16 protein-coding genes are annotated in these 19,773 nt (G+C 71.9%); 6 read left to right on the top strand and 10 right to left on the bottom strand.

The annotated features are described in order from the left end of the window. Positions 1–106: 106 nt before the first annotated feature. The 6 genes from ACZ9QC_RS07790 to ACZ9QC_RS07815 form a co-directional block, all read right to left on the bottom strand. The gene (locus ACZ9QC_RS07790; protein WP_472919463.1) at positions 107–1,486 is read right to left on the bottom strand and encodes an 8-oxoguanine deaminase; all 1,380 of its coding nucleotides are present in this window, start codon (positions 1,484–1,486) and stop codon (positions 107–109) included. 10 nt (positions 1,487–1,496) lie between these two features. Further along, a complete protein-coding gene (gene pucL / locus ACZ9QC_RS07795; protein WP_472919464.1) occupies positions 1,497–2,390 on the bottom strand; it encodes a factor-independent urate hydroxylase in 894 nt (297 codons plus the stop codon). 2 nt (positions 2,391–2,392) lie between these two features. After that, on the bottom strand, positions 2,393–2,806 hold the full coding sequence (gene uraH, locus ACZ9QC_RS07800; RefSeq protein ID WP_472919465.1) for a hydroxyisourate hydrolase: 414 nt from the start codon (positions 2,804–2,806) through the stop codon (positions 2,393–2,395). Further along, positions 2,803–3,336 carry a 2-oxo-4-hydroxy-4-carboxy-5-ureidoimidazoline decarboxylase gene (gene uraD, locus ACZ9QC_RS07805; RefSeq protein WP_472919466.1) on the bottom strand — a complete coding sequence of 178 codons (534 nt, stop codon included), beginning with the start codon at positions 3,334–3,336 and terminating at the stop codon, positions 2,803–2,805. Before uraD ends, uraH begins: the two co-directional genes overlap by 4 nt. 112 nt (positions 3,337–3,448) lie before the next feature. Continuing rightward, complete coding sequence (locus ACZ9QC_RS07810) at positions 3,449–3,817, bottom strand: helix-turn-helix domain-containing protein (protein WP_472919467.1); 369 nt, start codon at positions 3,815–3,817, stop codon at positions 3,449–3,451. Then, a complete protein-coding gene (locus ACZ9QC_RS07815; RefSeq protein ID WP_472919468.1) occupies positions 3,814–4,065 on the bottom strand; it encodes a YkoF family thiamine-binding protein in 252 nt (83 codons plus the stop codon). The genes ACZ9QC_RS07810 and ACZ9QC_RS07815 overlap by 4 nt, the downstream gene beginning before the upstream one ends. 158 nt (positions 4,066–4,223) lie before the next feature. On the opposite strand from ACZ9QC_RS07815, the gene ACZ9QC_RS07820 reads away from it, so the two are divergent. After that, a complete protein-coding gene (locus ACZ9QC_RS07820; protein WP_472919469.1) occupies positions 4,224–5,063 on the top strand; it encodes a TIM barrel protein in 840 nt (279 codons plus the stop codon). A 47-nt stretch (positions 5,064–5,110) separates the two neighbouring features. Further along, the gene (locus tag ACZ9QC_RS07825; protein ID WP_472919470.1) at positions 5,111–6,001 is read left to right on the top strand and encodes a 2-hydroxy-3-oxopropionate reductase; all 891 of its coding nucleotides are present in this window, start codon (positions 5,111–5,113) and stop codon (positions 5,999–6,001) included. Between the two features lie 1,130 nt (positions 6,002–7,131). Here the strand turns inward: ACZ9QC_RS07825 and gcl are convergent. Further along, on the bottom strand, positions 7,132–8,916 hold the full coding sequence (gcl, locus tag ACZ9QC_RS07830; RefSeq protein WP_472919471.1) for a glyoxylate carboligase: 1,785 nt from the start codon (positions 8,914–8,916) through the stop codon (positions 7,132–7,134). Between the two features lie 282 nt (positions 8,917–9,198). Here gcl and ACZ9QC_RS07835 point away from each other — a divergent pair, with 282 nt between their 5' ends. Next, a complete protein-coding gene (locus ACZ9QC_RS07835) occupies positions 9,199–9,903 on the top strand; it encodes a hypothetical protein (protein ID WP_472919472.1) in 705 nt (234 codons plus the stop codon). Between the two features lie 45 nt (positions 9,904–9,948). Here ACZ9QC_RS07835 and ACZ9QC_RS07840 read toward each other — a convergent pair whose 3' ends face one another. Both ACZ9QC_RS07840 and ACZ9QC_RS07845 read right to left on the bottom strand, forming a co-directional pair. Continuing rightward, positions 9,949–11,532 carry an AMP-binding protein gene (locus ACZ9QC_RS07840; protein ID WP_472919473.1) on the bottom strand — a complete coding sequence of 528 codons (1,584 nt, stop codon included), beginning with the start codon at positions 11,530–11,532 and terminating at the stop codon, positions 9,949–9,951. After that, a complete protein-coding gene (locus tag ACZ9QC_RS07845) occupies positions 11,529–13,208 on the bottom strand; it encodes an AMP-binding protein (RefSeq protein ID WP_472919474.1) in 1,680 nt (559 codons plus the stop codon). The genes ACZ9QC_RS07840 and ACZ9QC_RS07845 overlap by 4 nt, the downstream gene beginning before the upstream one ends. Before the next feature lie 101 nt (positions 13,209–13,309). On the opposite strand from ACZ9QC_RS07845, the gene ACZ9QC_RS07850 reads away from it, so the two are divergent. The 3 genes from ACZ9QC_RS07850 to ACZ9QC_RS07860 all read left to right on the top strand — a co-directional run bounded on the left by ACZ9QC_RS07850 (position 13,310) and on the right by ACZ9QC_RS07860 (position 18,496). Then, on the top strand, positions 13,310–14,185 hold the full coding sequence (locus ACZ9QC_RS07850; protein WP_472919475.1) for a helix-turn-helix transcriptional regulator: 876 nt from the start codon (positions 13,310–13,312) through the stop codon (positions 14,183–14,185). A gap of 297 nt (positions 14,186–14,482) precedes the next feature. Then, positions 14,483–17,335: a helix-turn-helix transcriptional regulator gene (locus tag ACZ9QC_RS07855; RefSeq protein ID WP_472919476.1), complete on the top strand. Its 2,853-nt coding sequence runs from the start codon at positions 14,483–14,485 to the stop codon at positions 17,333–17,335. A gap of 363 nt (positions 17,336–17,698) precedes the next feature. After that, positions 17,699–18,496 carry a S1 family peptidase gene (locus ACZ9QC_RS07860; protein WP_472919477.1) on the top strand — a complete coding sequence of 266 codons (798 nt, stop codon included), beginning with the start codon at positions 17,699–17,701 and terminating at the stop codon, positions 18,494–18,496. A gap of 142 nt (positions 18,497–18,638) precedes the next feature. Here the strand turns inward: ACZ9QC_RS07860 and ACZ9QC_RS07865 are convergent, their stop codons facing one another. After that, on the bottom strand, positions 18,639–19,757 hold the full coding sequence (locus tag ACZ9QC_RS07865) for a winged helix DNA-binding domain-containing protein (RefSeq protein ID WP_472919478.1): 1,119 nt from the start codon (positions 19,755–19,757) through the stop codon (positions 18,639–18,641). Between the last annotated feature and the right edge of the window lie 16 nt (positions 19,758–19,773).

Consider the following 19,773-nt stretch of genomic DNA (forward strand, 5'->3'; position numbering starts at 1 on the left):
TCCGGGGCGCGCACGCGCGTGCGCGCCCCGGAGACGGCTGCCGTGGACCTCACCGAGGTCCACGGCTCTGGTCGAGGGCCGTCCCCCTCGACCAGAGCTCAGCGGGTCAGGCCCCGGCGGCGATCCGCGCCAGCCGCCGTGCCTCCTGCCGCGTCGAGCGGGCGATCGCGTCCTCGTCGACGTGCAGCAGACGGTTGTTCTCCACGATCTGCCGGCCGTTCACGAACGACGCCGTCACCGGGGCAGCCGCGCCCAGGACCAGGGCGGCCACCGGGTCGGCGATCGAGGCGTGCGCGAGCGTGTCGAGCTTCCAGAGGACCAGGTCGGCGAGCTTGCCGGGCTCCAGGGAGCCGATCTCCCGCGCCCGGCCCAGGACCTGGGCGCCGCCGAACGTGCCGAGCCGGAGCGCCTGGCGGGCGGTGAGGGCGGCCTCGCGGTGGGCGCCGAGGCGGTTGATCAGGAGCGCGTTGCGCAGCTCGGTGTGGAGTTCGCCGGACTCGTTGGAGGCCGTGCCGTCGACGCCGAGGCCGACCGGGACGCCGGCCGCCAGCATGTCGGGGACCCGGGCGATCCCCGCCGCCAGCCGGGCGTTGGACGACGGGCAGTGGGCGACACCCGTCTTCGTACGGGCGAAGGCCTCGATGTCGGAGTCGTTCATATGGACGCAGTGGGCCATCCACACGTCCTCGCCGAGCCAGCCCGTGGACTCGAAGTAGTCGGTCGGGCCCATACCGAACAGCTCGTGGCAGAACTTCTCCTCCTCGACCGTCTCCGAGCCGTGGGTGTGCAGCCGCACCCCGAGGCGACGGGCCAACTCGGCGCCCTCACGCAGCAGTTCGGTGGAGACCGAGAACGGCGAGCAGGGCGCGACGGCCACCTGGGTCATCGCACCGAAGGAGGCGTCGTGGTGCTCCTTGACAGTGGCCTCGGTCGCCGCGAGGGCGCCTTCGAGGCTCTCGACGGCGAAGTCCGGGGGCAGGCCGCCGTCCTTCTCGCCGCGGTCCATGGAGCCGCGGGCCAGGGTGAAACGGACGCCCGTCTCGCGGGCGGCGCGGATGATCGCTCCCGACAGGTCGCCCGAGCCCTTCGGGTAGACGTAGTGGTGGTCCATCGCGGTGGTGACGCCGCCGCGGGCCATCATCGCCAGGGAGCCCTGGGCCGCCGCGTGGACCATCTGCTCGTCGATGCGGGCCCAGGTCGGGTAGAGCGCGACGAGCCAGTCGAAGAGGTTGTGGTCGGTGGCGAGGCCCCGGGTGATCCACTGGTAGTAGTGGTGGTGGGTGTTGACCAGGCCGGGGGTCACCAGGTGGCCTGTCGCGTCGATACGGCGTACGACGTCCGGCAGGTCCTCGGGGGCCCGCCCGCTGCCGAGCGACTCGATGCGGTCGCCGGCGATGACGAGATGGCCGGTGGCGTACTCGGTGTCGTCGGCGTCCACGGTCGCGATCGAACAGTTCTCGATCACGATGCGCTGAACTGATGTCATGGTGCGCCCCTCAGAGGTTGGTCAGGTCCGCCGGGATCTTCGCCTCGCACCCGTCCCGCAGGACCGTGGCCTCGATCAGGCCGTAGGGGCGGTCGGCGGCGAAGTACACCTCGTTGTCGTTCTTGAGCCCGAAGGGGGCCAGGTCCACCAGGAAGTGGTGCTTGTTCGGGAGGGAGAAGCGGACCTCGTCGATCTCCTCGCGGTGGTCGATGATCCGTACGCCCATCTGGTAGAGGGTCTGCTGGAGCGAGAGCGAGTACGTCTCGGCGAAGGCCCGGAGCAGGTGCTGCTTCACCTGCTCGTAGGACGCCTCCCAGTCGGGCATCGGCTGCTCGTCGTCGGTCCAGTTGAAGCGCCAGCGGCCGGAGACCTCGGTGGCGAGGATGCGGTCGTGCGCCTCGGGCAGGGTCGTGTACTTGTCCTTGACGTACCCCCAGAACTCGGAGTCCGTCGAGTTCATCACCGTGAGGTCCTTGAGACCGGAGACGACCTCCCACGACGAGCCGTCGTGGGTTATCTGGGTCAGCCGGGTCTCCTGGCCCTGCCGGACGAAGGAGTGCGCGCCCTCGCCGCCGTGCTCGATGCGCTCCCAGGCGTACTGCTCGATACGGATGCGGGCCCGGTGGATGGCCGGCTGGGAGGTCACGAAGTGCCGGGCGAGATGGATGCCGAACTGTTCGGCGGACTCGATGCCGTGCTCCTTGGCGAAGGCGTACACGGTGTTCTTGGTGGTGTCCGTCGGCAGGACGTTCGCGTTCGAGCCCGAGAGGTGGACCTCGTCCATGTCGCCGCTCAGCGAGACCGAGACGTTGAGGTCCTTGATGTGGTGGGTGGCGCCGTCCCGCGTGATGCGTACGACGCGGTTCTCGGCCTTGCCGTACTGGTTGGGTCCAAGGATGGGCATAGCTAGCTCCCTCGATAAACGGAGTAGCCGAACGGGTTGAGCAGCAGCGGTACGTGGTAGTGCTCGCCGGGTGTCACCGTGAAGGTGATGACGACCTCGGGGAAGAACACGGCACCGCTGTCCCGATTCGCGGGGGCGTCCTGCTGCGCATCGGCTTGCTTGTGCACGGTCTGTGCGGCGTTCCGGGCGAGGTACGGCTCGACCTCGAAGTCGAGTCGCACCTGTGTGGTGCCCTCCGGCAGGGCCGGGAGGTCCTTGCAGCGGCCGTCGGCGTCGGTCGCCGAGCCGCCGAGCGCCCGCCAGTCCGCTTCCCGTCCGGAGCGGGCTGCGACGTGGACGGCGACGCCCGCGGCGGGACGGCCGACGGAGGTGTCCAGGATGTGCGTGGACACCGAGGCGGTCGTGCTGGTGCTCATGATCGGGCTTCCTCTTCGACGTCGACGAGCCGGGCCAGGCGGATGCGGTTGATCTTGCCCAGTTCGGTGCGGACGATCTCGCGTTCCCGCTCCGGCGCGTTGCCGATCCGGTCCCGGACCGCGTCGCGCATCTGCTCGCCGGTCCGGCCGGTGGCGCAGATCAGGAAGACATGACCGAACTTCTCCTGGTAGGCCAGGTTCAGTTCGAGCATCTCCGCCCTGAGCTCGTCGGAGGCGCCGGCCATGCCGCGCTGCTCACGGGCCGAGGTCGGGTCGCCCGGCTTCGGACGGCCGATCGGGGGATGCCCGGCCATGGCCTGCGCCAGATCCTCCTCGCTCAGCTCGGCCATGGCGGCGTCACTGGCGGCGAGGAGGTCCTCGACGGCGGCGTAGGGGCGGCCGGCGAGGAGTCTGCGCCCCCATGCTTCCGAGGCGCACGCCTCGTGGAGCGCGGCGACGGCCGCGTGCTCCTCCAGGGCGTTGAAACGGGCGAGGCCCGGTGTCGAGGAACGCGAAGTACGCGAAGTCACGGGAGCCTCCGTCGCCGTGGTGCTGGACTGGCTACGGCAAGCTAACGCCCCGCGGCGACATCGCGTCAACAGTTTGTTGAAAAATCGCGGTTACGGCACTCGGCCGTGGGGCTCAGGACTCTTTGTCCCGGTTTAGGTAGTTGTAGACGGTGAAGCGGCTGACCCCGAGGGCGCTCGCGACGGTCTCCACGCCGTGGCGCACGGAGAAGGCGCCGCGCGCCTCCAGGGTCCGTACGACCTCCTGCTTGGCCCTGCGGTCGAGGTCGGCGAGCGGCCTGCCCTTCTGGCGCTCCATCGCGGCGAGGATGTGATCCAGCGATTCGGCGAGCTGCGGCAGCCGTACGGCGACGACGTCGGCGCCCTCCCAGGCCAGGACGACGTCGTCGGGGCCGGCCTCGTCCGGCGGCAGCATGAGGCCGCCCATCGCGTCGACCAGCGGCTTGACGGCCGCGACGAAGCGCTCCTCGCCGGCGCCGGTCACTCGCCGCCCTCCCCGATCACATTGACCTGGAGCGAGATCCGAGTGGCGCCGGACTCCAGGGTCCGGCGCAGCAGGGTGTCCACGGCCGTGAGCACGGCGTCGGCCCGACCCTCCGCCGTGTTGCCGAACGGGCCGACGTCGACCGCGTCCAGGTCGGCCGCCTCGACGACCTCCCGCGCCACGAGCGCGTGCGCCGGGGCCTCGTCGAGGTCGAAGGGCTCGGTCGTGAACTCCACTCTCAATCGCACGCGCACAACCTAACGCGCGGTGCCGTTTTCCATCGAGCCCTCTTGACAAGCTCCGACCGCCGACGGCAATCTTCCATTAAGCAGAAACTAGATTCCATCATACGGAATATTGTCCGGATGGAAGCAGCGAGTGCACGGAAGGGAGCGTCCGAGGCCCCATGGGATTCGCGGAGCAGCGCTACACCGTCAACCTGTCGATCCTCTTCACGGCACTCCCGCTCCTGGAGCGCCCCGCGGCCGCCGCCGCGGCCGGCTTCACCGCGGTCGAGCTGTGGTGGCCCTGGGTCGACTCCCCCACTCCCCCTCGGTCCGAACTCGACGCCCTGCGGGGCTCGTTGCAGGACGCGGGCGTGCGGCTGACCGGGCTGAACTTCTACTCGGGGGTGCTGCCGGGGCCGGACCGGGGCGCGCTGTCGATCCCGGGCGAGGAAGCGGAGCGCTTCCGCGCCAACGTCGACGTGGTCGCGGAGTTCGCCGAGTCCGTCGGCTGCGGGGCGCTCAACGCCCTGTACGGCAACCGTGTCACCGGTGTGGACCCGGCCGAGCAGGACGCCCTGGCCCTGCACAACCTGGTCCTGGCCGCCCGGGCCGCCGACCGGATCGGCGCGATCCTGCTGATCGAGGCCCTGAACAAGGTGGAGTCACCGCTCTACCCCCTGGTGTCGGCCCCGGCCGCCGTCGCCGTCGTCGACAAGGTCAACGAGGCCTCGGGCCTCGGCAACGCGCGCTTCCTGATGGACCTCTACCACCTGTCCATGAACGGGGAGGACCTCCCGCGGGTGATCGCCGAGCACACCGGGCGGACCGGGCACGTGCAGATCGCCGACAACCCCGGCCGCGGCGTCCCCGGCACCGGGGCCGTCCCCTTGGAGGACCTCCTCGACCAGCTGGGCAAGGCCGGTTACGAGGGCCTGGTCGGCCTGGAGTACAAGCCGGGCGACCGGCCGAGCTCCGCGGCCTTCGAGTGGCTCCCCCGGGAGGCCCGCGCGGCCGGCTGAGGCCCACCCCACCGCCGTAGCAGAGCAGTCAGAGAGGCCCCCTCACCATGAGCAATCTCCCCAAGGTCGCGTGGATAGGCCTCGGCATCATGGGCTCCCCCATGTCCGAGAACCTGATCAAGGCGGGTTACGACGTCACCGGCCACACCCTGGAGCAGGACAAGCTGGACCGGCTGACCGCCGCCGGCGGGACCGCTGCGGCCTCCGTCGCCGAGGCCGTGCGCGACGCCGACGTCGTCATCACGATGGTGCCCGCCTCCCCGCAGGTCGAGGCCATCGCGTACGGCCCCGACGGCATCCTGGCCAACGCCCGGCCCGGCACCCTGCTGATCGACATGTCGTCCATCACCCCGCAGACCTCCGTCGACCTGGCGAAGGCCGCGCAGGAAAAGGGCATCCGGGTGCTCGACGCCCCGGTCTCCGGTGGTGAGGCGGGCGCCGTCGAGGCCGTGCTGTCCATCATGGTCGGCGGCGACCGGCCCGACTTCGACGAGGCCGCACCGCTGTTCGAGGCGCTCGGCAGGACGATCGTGCTGTGCGGTCCGCACGGTGCCGGGCAGACCGTGAAGGCCGCGAACCAGCTGATAGTCGCCGTCAACATCCAGGCGTGCGCCGAGGCCGTGGTCTTCCTGGAGAAGTCGGGTGTCGACCTGGCGGCTGCCCTCGACGTCCTGGGTGGCGGGCTCGCCGGCTCGACCGTGCTGACCCGCAAGAAGGACAACTTCCTGAACCGGGACTTCAAGCCGGGCTTCCGCATCGACCTGCACCACAAGGACATGGGCATCGTCACCGACGCGGCCCGCACCGTGGGCGCCGCCCTGCCGGTCGGCGCCGTGGTAGCCCAACTGGTCGCCTCGCTGCGCGCCCAGGGCGACGGCGGCCTCGACCACTCCGCCCTGCTGCGGGCCGTGGAACGCCTCTCCGGCGCCCAGGTCTGAGCGAGCCCGCACCCGAACTTCCGGTCCGCGGCGGCGCCGACATCTGTCCTGTCGCGCCCAGGCGCCGCCGCGGGCCGGAACCGCCGTCCCGGGTACGCCGACTTCCTGAGCGACGTCGGCGGGCCCGCCTCGACGGCCGTACGACCCCTGACGGGGGGTGAAGCTCGGGCCGTCGCCGGCGGGTGTGCAGTGCGCCCCGCCCCGGCGATCGACTTCCTCCATCCCCTGCCATCCCCGATCGGCGTCCGGTCCCTGGTGGACACCCATCAGCCACCGGACGCACCGCCCGCGACCGTTTCCGACCGACCCGGATGAGGGGTGAGCGTCGGCCGCTCGCGGGCAGGGCACGGACCGCGGCGGCACTGCGCGCCAGTGCGGTGGTGAAGGCCCCGGCCCGCGTCTCGACGTGAGGGACGCGAGGCCGGAGCCGCCGCGGCCGCCGCGGTCCGACCCGTCGATCCGACCCGTCGTTCTCGCTCCGCCCGCGCACCGCCCAGCCGGTGCCGGGCCTTTCGCGATCAGGGTGCGACACCCCGATCACCGGCGGCCGTCGGCGCCCGCTGCCTACGCAAGGCTGCGTAGAGCGTCTACGGAACCCTCAAATCAACCTCTGAAAGCACGCCTGGGGGCTTCAACTGCCCCTGGGGCAGGGCACATTCTCGACACACGAGGCCCGCCGGCACGGGGGCGGCGGGCCTCGACGGGGGAAAGCCCCACGGGGGAAAACGGGGGCACGGGGGAAAGAGCCCCACGGGGGAACCAACGGGGGAATCAGGGGAAACGCAAGAACGGGGGAACGGGGGAACGGGGGAAACGGGGGAAACGGGGGCCCGGGGATCGGGGGTGAACCGGGGCAACGGGGGAGGCCGAGCGCGGCGGCGCGACAAAGCGGCTCGCATCACGCGAGGTCACGTCGCCGCAAGGCCTCCCTTCTCCCTGTCCGCCCGCCCTCTCCGAGACGCTCGGCGCCGTACGAGGACCCGGGCACGGGACGGGGCGGCCCACCCCCCGGATGAGCCGCCCCTGAATCCAGCGAAACACCGCCGACGCCCTGGTCACCGGCGATGCTCCACACCACCGCGGATGCCCTTCAGACCCGCAGACCCGCAGACCCTCAAGCCTTCAGGCCCTCAGACCCGCAACGGCTTGACGGACGTGGGCGCGTGCCCCGGCTCCGTCGCGGTCTCCTCGAACTCGACCACGTTGCCGATGTCGTTCGTCGTCGACATCGCGATGTTGGTGACGCGCTCCAGGATCGCCTCGACGACCACCGGCACCCGGTACTCCGCCGCGAGCTTCTTGGCCTGCTCGAACGCGGCGCCCAGGTCGGCCGGGTCCGTCACCCGGATCGCCTTGCAGCCGAGGCCCTCGGCGACCTTGACGTGGTCGACGCCGTAGACGCCCAGCTCGGGCGAGTTGACGTTCTCGAACTCCAGGTTGACCTGGAAGTCGATGTCGAAGGCGCGCTGGGCCTGCCGGATGAGGCCCAGGTAGGAGTTGTTGACCAGGACGTGGACGTACGGGATGCGGTGCTGTGCCCCGACGGCCAACTCCTCGATCATGAACTGGAAGTCGTAGTCACCGGACAGGGCGACGACGGAGGCCTCCGGATCGGCCTTGGCGACGCCGAGCGCGGCCGGCACGGTCCAGCCCAGGGGGCCCGCCTGCCCGCAGTTGATCCAGTGGCGCGGGCGGTAGACGTGCAGCATCTGGGCGCCGGCGATCTGCGAGAGGCCGATGGTGGAGACATACCGGGTCTCGGGCCCGAAGGCCCTGTTCATCTCCTCGTACACACGCTGCGGCTTGATCGGGATGTCGTCGAAGTGCGTACGGCGTTGGAGACGGGCCCTGCGGTCCTGCGTGTCGGCCGCCCACGCGGAGCGGTCCGGCAGCCGGCCGGCCGCCCGCAGCTCCCGTGCCACCGCGACGAACAGCTCCAGCGCGGCCTTGGCGTCGGAGGCGATGCCGTAGTCGGGAGCGAAGATCCTGCCGATCTGGGTGGGCTCGACGTCGACGTGCACGAACGTGCGTCCGGCCGTGTAGACGTCCAGCTTCCCGGTGTGCCGGTTGGCCCAGCGGTTGCCGATGCCGAGGACGAAGTCGGACTCCAGGAAGGTGGCGTTGCCGTAGCGGTGCGAGGTCTGGAGGCCGACCATGCCGGCGTTCAGCTCGTGGTCGTCGGGCAGGACGCCCCAACCCATGAGGGTGGGCACCACCGGCACGCCGGTCAACTCGGCGAATTCCACGAGGAGTTCGCAGGCGTCGGCGTTGATGATCCCGCCGCCGGCGACGATCAGCGGCCGCCGCGACGCGTTCAGCATCCCGATCGCCTTCTCGATCTGGGCGCGGGTGGCGGCGGGCTTGTAGACCGGCAGCGGCTCGTACGTGTCCGGGTCGAACTCGATCTCGGTGAGCTGCACGTCGACGGGAAGGTCGACGAGGACGGGCCCGGGGCGGCCGGAGCGCATCAGATGGAATGCCTTCTGGAAGACGCCGGGGACCTGCGCGGCCTCCAGGACGGTGACGGCCATCTTGGTGACGGGCCCCGCGATGGAGGCGATGTCGACCGCCTGGAAGTCCTCCTTGTGGATGACGGCCGTGGGCGCCTGGCCCGTGACGCAGAGGATCGGGACGGAGTCACCGATGGCCGAGTACAGCCCGGTGATCATGTCGGTGCCGGCGGGCCCGGAGGTGCCGACACAGACCCCGATGTTCCCGGGGTGGGTGCGGGTGTACCCCTCGGCCATGTGCGACGCGCCCTCGACGTGCCGGGCGAGGGTGTGCTGGATGCCGCCGGCCGCCTTCAGGGCCGCGTAGAAGGGGTTGATCGCGGCACCGGGGACCCCGAACGCGTCACGGACTCCCTCGCGCTTGAGGATCTCGACTGCCGCGCGGGCAGCGGTCATACGAGCCATTGCGTACTCCTGCTTCAGCTGCCGGACTCGCGCTCCCGTCGCGCCCCGCGGTGAGCACTTCCGTGATCTGTCGGTGTGAGTTCCGCAACTGCTCATTGATTCCACATTGCGGAAATTGTTTTCTACTATCTGGAAAGCAATGTAGGGGGCGGGTCAGGGAGCGTCAAGGGCGTGGGGCCCGGAATCCACCGGGGCGTCTCGGGGTGTTTCCCTGCCGGAGGGGCCCTGCCCGGGGGACGATGAGGAGGCGTTTTCGACGGGCCCGGCGGTGGGGTGGGGAGCATGAGCGAGAGCATGGCGGTGCGGTGCCCGGACTGCGGGCGGGAGCACCGGTACGCGGCCCCGGCCTACCCCTGTGCGTGCGGCGCCCCGGTCGCCCCGGCCCTCGACCACCGCGCCGCCCCCGCCACGGTCACCCACCGCACCTGGGACGAGGACTGGGTCACCGTCCGCTGCGGGAACTGCGGCCGCGCCGACCAGTGGCCCCACCCGGAGCTCGGCTGCTCCTGCGGGACCGTGCTGCGCGTGCCCGTGGCCGGCGCCCTGCGGCCGCTGGGCCCGGGCGACGCCGTGGAGACGACCGGGGCGGACGACGGCCCCCGGGCGGCCTTCCGCCCCGTCACCATCCGCACGGCCCGCGACGCGGTCACCGCCGTGGCCCTCTATCTGCGCTGGCTGGGCTACCAGGACATCCGCCGCGCCGACCAGCGCCAACCCGCGGGGATCGGGCTCGCCGCGCGGGGTGTCCTGGCCCAGGTGGACCCTTCGGTGCGCCCGGCCTCGCTGCGCGACGTCGAGTGCCTGTGGCTGACCGCCATGACGGAGTCCACCGACTGCGTGTACTTCTCCCTCGCCGGGTACGCGGACGACGCCCGCGACCGTGCCGACGGCCTGGGCGTCTCGCTGTTCGTCCTGGATCTCACGGGCACCCCGCAGCCGGTGAACCGCGCGGCGACGGAGCTGGTCGCCACCGGCGCGAGCACCTGAGCGACGCGCCACGCCGCACCGCACGCGCGGCCACGGACCACATGGCTATCCGGCGGCGTACCGCTCCCGCAGTTCGACCTTGCGCACCTTCCCCGACACCGTCATCGGGAAGGCGTCCAGGACGCGCAGCGCGCTGGGGATCTTGTAGTGCGCCAACCTCCCGTCGCAGAAGGCCCGCAGCTCCTCCAGGGTGGGTGGTTCGGCGGCCTCGCGCGGGATGACGCAGGCGAGCACCTCCTCGCCGTACCGCTCGTGCGGCACGCCCACCACCTGGACGTCGGCGATCTTCGGGTGGCCGTACAGGAACTCCTCGATCTCGCGCGGGTAGATGTTCTCCCCACCACGGATGATCATGTCCTTGATCCGGCCGACGATCTCGACGTACCCGTCCTCGCGCATCGTCGCCAGGTCCCCGGTGTGCATCCACCGTCCCGCGTCGACGGCCTCGGCGGTCTTCTCCGGCTCCTCCCAGTAGCCGAGCATCACGCTGTAGCCACGGGTGCACAACTCCCCCGCGCTGCCGCGTGGTTGTGTCGCCCCCGTCACCGGGTCGACGATCTTCACCTCGATGTGCGGCAGGACGCGGCCCACGGTGCCGGTGCGGTGGGCCAGGTCGTCGTCGCGCCGGGTCTGGGTGGAGACGGGCGAGGTCTCGGTCATGCCGTAGCAGATCGAGACCTCCGTCATGTGCATCTCGGCCACCACCCGCTTCATGACCTCCACCGGGCAGGGCGAGCCCGCCATGATGCCGGTACGCAGGGAGGACAGGTCGTGGGCGGCGAAGTCGGGGAGGTTCAACTCCGCGATGAACATGGTCGGTACGCCGTACAGGGAGGTGCAGCGCTCCCGCTCGACGGCCTCCAGGGTGGCCCGCGGGTCGAAGGAGGGGGCCGGGACGACGACGCAGGCGCCGTGCGAGGTCGCCGCGAGGTTGCCCATCACCATGCCGAAGCAGTGGTAGAACGGCACGGGCACACAGATCCGGTCCTGCTCGCCGTAGCCGAGCAACTCCCCCACGAAATAACCGTTGTTGAGGATGTTGTGGTGAGAGAGCGTCGCCCCCTTGGGGAAGCCCGTGGTGCCCGAGGTGTACTGGATGTTGATCGGCTCGTCGCAGGACAGGTCGGGGTACGGCACCGGTGTCCCGCGCGCGAGCAGCGCGTCCCAGCTCGGGTCGCCGATGTAGACCGTCTCCCTCAACTCCGGGCAATTGCCGCGCACTTGCTCGACCATGGCCCGGTAGTCGCTGGTCTTGTGACTGAGGGAGGCGAACAGGAACGAGACCCCGGCCTGCTTGAGGACGTACTCGACCTCGTGGGTGCGGTAGGCCGGGTTGATGTTGACCATGATCGCGCCGATGCGGGCCGTGGCGTACTGCACCAGCACCCACTCGGCGCAGTTGACCGCCCAGATGCCCACCCGGTCGCCCTTGGCCACACCGCTCGCGAGCAGCGCGTACGCCAGGTCGTCGACGTCCGAGGCGAAGCGCGCGTACGTCCAGCGCCGCCCGGACGGCACGTCGACGAGCGCCTCGTGGTCCGGCCAGGCGGCGACGGCCCGGTCGAGGTTGGCGCCGATGGTGTCGCCGAGCAGCGGGGTCGCGCTCGTCCCGTGGGCGTACGAGGTCACCGGAAGTCCTCCTCGCGGTACTCCGCGTCCGATCCCGCGGCCGTGGCCTCGCGCAGCGCGATGCGGCGGATCTTGCCGGAGACGGTCTTCGGGAGTTCGCCGAACTCCAGGCGGCGCAGGCGCTTGTAGGGGGCGAGGACCGTCCGGGAGTGCTCGAAGAGCACCTTCGCGGTGTCCGGGCCCGGTTCCCACCCGGCCGCGAGCACGATGTACGCCTTCGGCACGGCGAGCCGCACCTCGTCCGGCGCGGGCACCACGGCCGCCTCGGCGACCGCCTCGTGCTCCAGCAGGGCGCTCTCCAGCTCGAAGGGGCTGATCTTGTAGTCGCTGGCCTTGAACACGTCGTCCGCGCGGCCCACGTAGGTGAGGTAGCCGTCCGGGTCCCGGGAGCCGATGTCGCCGGTGCGGTAGTAGCCGCCGGCCATGGCCTCCGCCGTACGGTCGGGGTCTCCGTGGTAGCCGGTCATGAGGCCGACGGGGCGGCCCGAGAGGTCGAGGGCGATCTCTCCCTCGTCGGCGTCGGGGGCGCCGGTGACGGGGTCGAGGAGGACGACCTTGTAGCCGGGGGCGGGGCGGCCCATCGAACCGGTCTTCAGCTCCTGGCCGGGGCTGTTGGAGACCTGGACGGCGGACTCGGTCTGGCCGAAGCCGTCCCGGACGGTGACGCCCCAGGCGCGGCGGACCTGCTCGATCACCTCGGGATTGAGGGGTTCACCGGCCGCGACGACCTCACGGGGCGGGGTCCGCAGCTGACCGAGGTCGGCCTGGATGAGCATGCGCCACACGGTGGGCGGGGCGCAGAAGGTGGTGACCCGCGCGCGGTCCATCTCCGCGAGCAGTCGGCTCGCGTCGAAGCGCGTGTAGTTGTGGAGGAAGACGGTCGCCTCCGCGTTCCACGGGGCGAAGAGGTTGGACCAGGCGTGCTTGGCCCAGCCGGGCGAGGAGATGTTGAGATGGACGTCGCCGGGGCGCAGACCGATCCAGTACATGGTGGCCAAGTGGCCGACGGGATACGACACATGGGTGTGCTCGACCAGTTTGGGCCGGGCGGTGGTGCCCGAGGTGAAGTACAGCATCAGCGGGTCGGTGGCGTTGGTCGCGCCGTTCGGCTCGAAGCGGGCGGGGGCCGCGTAGGCCTGCTCGTACGGCCGCCATCCCTCGACCGTGGCGCCGACCGCGGTGCGGGTGTAACGGCCGGGCACGTCCGCGAACTTGGCCGCCTCCTCGGCCCGCGCGATCACGTGCCGGACCCGGCCGCGCTCCACGCGGTCCCGCAGATCGGCGGGGCCGAGCAGCGGGGTCGCGGGGATGACGACGGCGCGCAGCTTCATCGCGGCGAGGGCGGTCTCCCACAACTCCGCCTGGTTGCCGAGCATCACGAGGACGCGGTCGTCGGCGCGGACGCCCCGGTTCCGCAGCCAGTTGGCGACACGGGAGGAGCGTTCGGACATCTCGGCGAAGGAGAGACGGGTCTCGGTGCCGTCCTCCTCCACTAGGTGCAGGGCCGTGCGGTCGTTCCCGCGTGCGATCACGTCGAACCAGTCGAGCGCCCAGTTGAAGTACTCGGGGCGGGGCCAGTCGAAACCCTTGTAGGCCGTGGCGTAGTCCTCGCGATGGGCCAGCAAGAAGTCCCGGGCCGCCCGGAACTCCTCCGTGGCGCTCGTCCTCGCCGACATGTGTCCTCCTCATTGCCGGACCGTTGCCTGACATCGTGTAATGCGTGATACACGTCTCACTACCCCCGAACGGGGGTGCGCCGCGTGGAAGGGGCGAGTTCGTGGCACTGCATCCCTCGGATTCCGTCGGGCCGGCCTGGTCGGGCCGGGCGGACCTGCGCGGCGCACTGCACCGGCTGCGGCGGGTCACAGGGCTGCCGCTCGCCTTCGCCGGTCTGGTCGAGCCCGGTCCCGGGCAACTGCGCATCAGCGAACTCCAGGGGAACCGGACCACCTCGCTCCAGGGTCTGGCCGTGCACTCCGGCAACGGTCTCGGCGGCAAGGCGGTGGCCCTGGCCCGGCCGTGCTGGGTGACCGACTACTCCGTGTCGCGCCGGATCAGCCACGAGTACGACGCCGCGGTCGCCGCCGAGGGCATCCGCTCCGTCCTCGCGGTCCCCGTCGTCGTACGGCGTCAGGTGCGCGGCGTGCTGTACGGCGCCCTGCGCGCGGCCCAGCCGCTGGGCGACCGCACGGTCTCGGCCGCGCTGGACGCGGCGCGGGACATGGAGCAGGCGCTGGTGGTGCGCGACGAGGCGCGGAACCTGCTGGCCGCGACCGCCCCGACGCCCGAGGGGGACTCGGCCGGGGCGTGGGAGGAGGTCCGGGAGGCACACGGGGCGCTGCGCGCGCTCGCTCCGCGCGTCGACGATCCGGAGCTGCGGGCGGAGCTGCTGCGGGTGTGCGGGCGCCTCGCCGGAGTGGCCGGCGGGGGAGGCGCTCCGCCGGAGGGGGTGCCCCGGGTCGTCCTCACGGCGCGTGAGACGGATGTGCTGGCGTGCGTAGCGACAGGTGCGAGCAACCGGGTCGCCGCGGAGCGTCTGGGGCTGCGCCCCGAGACGGTGAAGGCGTATCTGCGGTCGGCCATGCGGAAGCTCGGGGCGCACGGGCGGTGGGAAGCGGTGGTGGCCGCCCGCCGGGCCGGGGTGTTGCCATAGCGAAGCGGGGTGCCGTGCGGTGCACGAAGCGGGGTGCGGTGCCGTGCGGTGCACAGTGCGGGGTGCGGCGCGGTGCACAGTGGGGGCCGGTGGGGGCCGGTGGGGGCCGGTCGCGCGGTTCCCCGCGCCCCTGACGGAGCGCGGCTGTCGTGTCCCGGGAGGATTCATGTAACGGGCCTGTGAAATTCCCTATGCCGTACCCTTCCTGTTATTTCCCACACCGGGCCGCGTTCCGAAATTCAAAGACAGGACGCCTAATATTGGCCCGGACACGACACTCGAGGGGAGCGGTGGCCCGTGCGACGGGAGTTCAAGGAGCCTGGGAGACCCCGCCCCGACCTGGTCATTGGCAGGGAGGAGCTGTTCGCGGGGGCGCGCGAGCAGCTTTCGCGGGGCGGCAGCGTGCTGGTGCACGGCTCCGCGGGCATCGGGAAATCGACCGTCCTGCGCGCCCTGGCCGCCGAATACGACGAATCGGCGCGGACGGTGCTGCGCTGCTCGGCCACCGAGTCCGAGTCGCATCTGCCGTTCCTCGCCCTGACCGACCTGCTCGGGCTGGTCATGGACGAGGTCTCCGATCAGCTGCCCGCGCCGCAGCGCACCGCGCTGGAGTCCGCGCTCACCGGCCGCGGCGAGTCCACGCTCCAGCGTGACGGGCTGGCCCTGCGGCTCGCCGTGCTGTCGACGCTGCGCGCACTGGCCGCCAAGGGCCCGGTGCTGATCGTCGCCGACGACCTCCAGTGGCTGGATCCGGCCAGTGTGGAGCTGCTCGGGTTCGCCGCGCGGCGGCTCGGGGAGATGCCCGTGCGCATGCTGTGCGCCGTACGCACGTCGACGGACCCCCATGGCCACGAGCAGGACAGGTATCTACGCGCGTCCCCGCCCGACACCCTCGCCCTGCGGGTCGCCCCGCTGTCCCGGGCGCACGTCGCCGAGCTGCTGGAGAACCGCGGCTACACCGGTCTGCCCCGCTCGACCGTGCGCGACATCCACCGCACCAGCGGCGGCAACCCGCTGTTCGCGCTGGAGCTGGGCCGCGCTCTCGCCGACAGCTCGACCCCGCCGCGCCCCGGCGAGCCGCTTCCCGTGCCGACCTCGCTGCGGACCCTGGTCCTGAACCGGCTGGACATGCTCTCCGCCGAGGCCCGCCGCACCCTGCTGGTCGCCAGCGCCGGTGCCCGGCCCACGGTGGCGCTGCTGCGCGCCGCCGGGCGGGAGAACGCCGAGGCGGAGACCGCGCAGGCCGTCGAGCTGGGCCTGCTCGCACCGGAGCGTGAGGCGCCGGGCGTACGGTTCGCGCACCCCCTGGTCTCGGCGGCGCTGTACGCCGAGGCGACCGCGCAGGAGCGGCGGGCCGCCCACGCCGCGCTGTCCACCGCCGCCGTCGACCCCATCGAACGGGCCCGGCACCTGGCGCTGGCCACCCAGGGCACCGATCCGCAGGTCGCCGCACGGCTCGGCGAGGCCGCCGCCGTGGCCCGGGACCGGGGCGCGCCCTCGGTCGCCGCCGAGCTGGGACTGCTCTCGGCCCGGCACACCCCGGCGGACGCGACACCCGGCCCGGACGGGCGGCGTCTGCAGGCGGCCGAGGACGCGATCACCGCCGGGGAGAACGACCTCGGCCGCGACATCGCCCGTGAGGTGCTGAGCCGGGCCACCGAGCCCGCCGAGCGGGTCCGGGCCTGGATGGTGGTGATCGACGCGGCCGGGCAGTCCCTCGCCGAGGTCGACGCCGTCTACCCGCAGGTCCTCGCCGACGCGGGCGACGACCCGCGGCTGCTCGGGCTGGTCCGCTACCAGCTGGCCTGGCGGGCGCTGGTCCTGGAGGGCGACTTCGCGCAGAGCCGGGAGGAGGCCGCGCGCGCCGCCGAGCTGGCCGGACGCGCCGAGGACCGGCGCACCGAGCTGCTCGCGCTCGCCTTCCAGGCGCAGACCGAGATGCTGATGGGCCACCCGGACGCGCCCATGACGATCAAACGGGCGCTCAAGGAGCCGCAGGACCCGCTGCTCGCGTGCCACCACAACGGGGCGGGCGCGACCCGCTTCCGCTGGCTGCTGATGAGCGACCAGCTCGGCGAGGCCCGCGCCACGATCACCTCCCTGCTGCGGGAGGTCCGTCGGCGCGGCATGGTCGAGAGCGAGGTGCACTACGTGCGCTTCCTCGCCGAGACCGAGCTGCGCTCCGGGCACTGCGGCCGGGCCCTCGACCTCGCCCGCGAGGGCTATGTCCTGGCCCGGGACTCCGGCATCGGCGAGGGCGCGTCCGCCATGCTCACCTCGCTCACGGAGGCCGCCGGCGGCGATGTGGAGCGGGCCCGGGCGCTCGCCCGCGAGGCCGCCGACCGCGCCGAGCAGGACGGCGACCTGATGTACCTCTCCCGCGCCCTCGGTGCCCTCGGGCACGCCCAGTTGGTGGCGGGTGACGCGCCGGGAACGGTCCAGTCCCTGCGTCGCGTACGGGAGTTGGAGGACGGGCTGGGGATCAACGACCCCGCGCGCGGCCGGTGGCACGGCGACCTCGCCGAAGCCCTGGTGCGGGTGGGCGAGTTGGCGGAGGCACAGGACGTCGTCGACGTCACCCGGCAGCAGGCGTTGCGGCTCGGCCGGGAGAGCGTGCTCGCCGTGCTCGACCGCGCCGAGGCCCTGGTGCGTGCGGCACGGGGTGAACAGGACGCCGCCGTACGGCAGTTGACGTCGGCTCAGGACCGGCTCGCCAAGCTCGGCTACGGCCTGGAGGAGGCGCGGGCCGCATACGCCCTGGCGGGGCTGCGCGCCGCGCCGCAGGGCCTCGGTGCCGCCCGGCCAGGGGGGACGCCCGCGCCGGGCGCGTACGACGAGGCGTCCCGGCTGTTCCGCCGGTGCCGCGCCCTGCCGTGGCTGCGCCAGGTGGAGAAGGCCTCGGTCGCCCCGGCGCCGCCGCCGCAGCCCGCGATCGCCCCGTCCGCGCTGGACGCCCTCGCCGTGCTCGCGGCGACGGAACGCCAGGTCGCGGAGCTGGTCATGGAGGGCGCGACCAACCGGGAGATCGCCGGCCGGCTGTACATCAGCGTGAAGACGGTCGAGGCGACCCTCACACGCGTCTACCGGAAGCTGGGTATCCGGTCGCGTGTGGACATCGTGCGTCTGGCGGCGGGACACCGTACGAACTGACCTCCCCGGGACCGGCTGACGAGCCCCTCCCGGGACCTGCGCCCTGTCGCGTCACATTCCCGTCTGCGTGTCGTCTGCCGCGCCGCGGAGGCATGCGTGTGCGGGCGGCGACCTTGCGGCTCCAGCCTAGGCTCAAACCCCGGCCCGGGTCATCGAGGGTTTTCCCTCCCCAACTCGCCTAGGGGGATCCCCCCTTGGGAGCGGCTCGCTCCGACTCTTAGTTTCTGTGACGTGCCGCACGCCAGGGCACACAGACCGGCCCGCCGCCCCCGCTCGGCTCCCCCGAGCGGGGGCGGCACCGCAGGCTCTGTGCACTCCCCCCACCCGCGCGTCCCCCACCGGCAACCCCCCATGAGGAGAACCATGTTCGGGTTCAACCGCGCCAAGAAGTCGATGGTCGCCGCCGCTGCCACCGCCGCCGCTGCCGCCGCCGCACTCCTGACCGCGCCCGGCGCCGTCGCCGCTCCCCAGCCCATCGTGGGTGGCACCACCACCACCGCGAGCGCGTACCCGTACGTCATGCAGATCACGAACGCCTCGCAGAGCCAGTTCTGTGGTGGCACCCTGGTGTCGCCCACCAAGGTGATCACCGCCGCGCACTGCATGGTCGGCAGAACGACCTCCAACACGCGCGTCGTCGGTGGCCGCACCTACCGCAACGGCACGAACGGCACCGTCAGCACGCTCAGCAGGATCTGGATCCACCCGAACTACAACAGCTCCACCATGACCAGCGACGTGGCCGTGCTGACGCTCGCCGTCGCGCAGCCGTACACCACGGTGCCCTACGTCAGCTCCTCCCAGACGGGCGTCTACGCGGCCGGCTCCACCGCCCGCATCGTCGGCTGGGGCACCACCTCCTCGGGCGGTTCCTCCTCCAACCAGCTGCGCACGGCGACCGTGCCGGTCGTGGCCGACTCGGTCTGCGGCAGTTCCAGCTCCTACGGCTCCGAGTTCATCGCGAGCTCCATGGTCTGCGCCGGATACTCCTCCGGTGGCGTTGACACCTGCCAGGGCGACAGCGGCGGTCCCCTGATGATCGGGGGCGTCCTGGCAGGCGTGGTTTCCTGGGGTTACGGCTGCGCCGACGCGCAGTACCCCGGTATCTACACCCGGCTGACCACCTTCTCCAGCGCGGTGGCCGCGCAGGTCAACTCGTAACGGAAGACACGGGAAGAAGCGACCGGAAGAAGTCGGCCCAAGGACTCCTGAGGCACGTCCTCAGGTGATATCAGGGGGCGCCTCGAACCTGCCACGAGCGGTTCGGGGCGCCCCCTCTCCACTTGTGCGACGAGGGGGCGCGTCACCGGTCGGCGGCTGCCACGGTTCCGAAGCGGATGTCGTACGACCCGGTGCCGTGCAGTGCTTCGAGCAGGCGGGCGGCCTCCTCCACCAGCTCCGCGCGCTGCCGCGCGGTGAGAGTGCCGAAGGGTTCGAGAGTCACGACGTCGCCGTCGAGCTTCCAGATGCCGGCCAGGAAACCGTCGACGAGGAAGGTGCGGTGGGCCTGGTTCCCCTGCCAGGAACGGCCCTTGAGGCCGGGTGGCACGACCCGGGAACGGTCGGCGTGCGAGAGGAGCAGATTGTCGAACTCGGGGAGCAGCCGGGGCGGCGCCGGAGTCTCCGGGTCCGGGCGGGGCGCGTCCGGGAGGTCGAAGAGCTCGGTGCCGCGGTCGTCCCGGAAGGTGACCAGCTCCGGGCGCAGCCGCTCGAACGCCTCGCGCAGACGGGTCAGTCCCGCCCAGGTCTGCATGTCCTTGACGGAGGCGGGCCCGAAGGCGGCGAGATAGCGCCGGACCACGACCTCGGGTGCCGGGGCCTCCTGGGCGGACCGGCCGAGCCAGTGTTCGGCGGTGGTCAGGGCGGCCTGCCCGCTCCTGCCCCACAGGCCGCGCGGGGTGACCTGGACGAGCGGCAGCCGGCAGCGCGCGGCGAGACCGAGGGCGAACGGGTCGGCGTCGGGCCACTCCACGACCAGGGCCTCGCGCAACTGCTTCAGCGTGCGCGGCTCGTCCTCGACGAGTTCGCGGGCGATGGCCTCCAGCCGGTCGAGGTCGACGCCGACCAGCCCCTTGCGGAACAGGTTCAGCTCACGCTCCCGGGCCGGCTGCACCAACGGCTGCAGGGTGAGGCAGTCCTCGGCGGTGTGCGTGTGGATCGTGGACCGCATGCTGACGATGCGGACGACCTCCCGATCGGCCATCAGCCCCGACAACCGCTCCGGCGTGAAGCCGTCCAAGCGGGCCGCGAGCGCGTAGTAGGGCGGCTGGACGTTCTGCGCCTGGAGGCCGAGGAGATGCTCGACGGCGTCGTGGGCGGTCATCTCCACCCGGCCCAGCAGGAGTTGACGGGCCAGGGTCGCGCGGTTGAGAGCGAGGGTGCCGAGCCGGGGAGCGGCGGTCTGGGGCGCCTTGTTCGTCATGCTGAGCACGCTAGCG

Source organism: Streptomyces sp. HUAS MS02 (assembly GCF_055702265.1).

Excerpts from the sequence above, each read along its gene's own strand:
- ACZ9QC_RS07790 (WP_472919463.1), bottom strand. The coding sequence starts at position 1,486 with ATGACATCAGTTCAGCGCATCGTGATCGAGAACTGTTCGATCGCGACC.
- pucL (WP_472919464.1), bottom strand. The coding sequence starts at position 2,390 with ATGCCCATCCTTGGACCCAACCAGTACGGCAAGGCCGAGAACCGCGTC.
- uraH (WP_472919465.1), bottom strand. The coding sequence starts at position 2,806 with ATGAGCACCAGCACGACCGCCTCGGTGTCCACGCACATCCTGGACACC.
- ACZ9QC_RS07820 (WP_472919469.1), top strand. The coding sequence starts at position 4,224 with ATGGGATTCGCGGAGCAGCGCTACACCGTCAACCTGTCGATCCTCTTC.
- ACZ9QC_RS07825 (WP_472919470.1), top strand. The coding sequence starts at position 5,111 with ATGAGCAATCTCCCCAAGGTCGCGTGGATAGGCCTCGGCATCATGGGC.
- gcl (WP_472919471.1), bottom strand. The coding sequence starts at position 8,916 with ATGGCTCGTATGACCGCTGCCCGCGCGGCAGTCGAGATCCTCAAGCGC.
- ACZ9QC_RS07835 (WP_472919472.1), top strand. The coding sequence starts at position 9,199 with ATGAGCGAGAGCATGGCGGTGCGGTGCCCGGACTGCGGGCGGGAGCAC.
- ACZ9QC_RS07845 (WP_472919474.1), bottom strand. The coding sequence starts at position 13,208 with ATGTCGGCGAGGACGAGCGCCACGGAGGAGTTCCGGGCGGCCCGGGAC.
- ACZ9QC_RS07860 (WP_472919477.1), top strand. The coding sequence starts at position 17,699 with ATGTTCGGGTTCAACCGCGCCAAGAAGTCGATGGTCGCCGCCGCTGCC.
- ACZ9QC_RS07865 (WP_472919478.1), bottom strand. The coding sequence starts at position 19,757 with ATGACGAACAAGGCGCCCCAGACCGCCGCTCCCCGGCTCGGCACCCTC.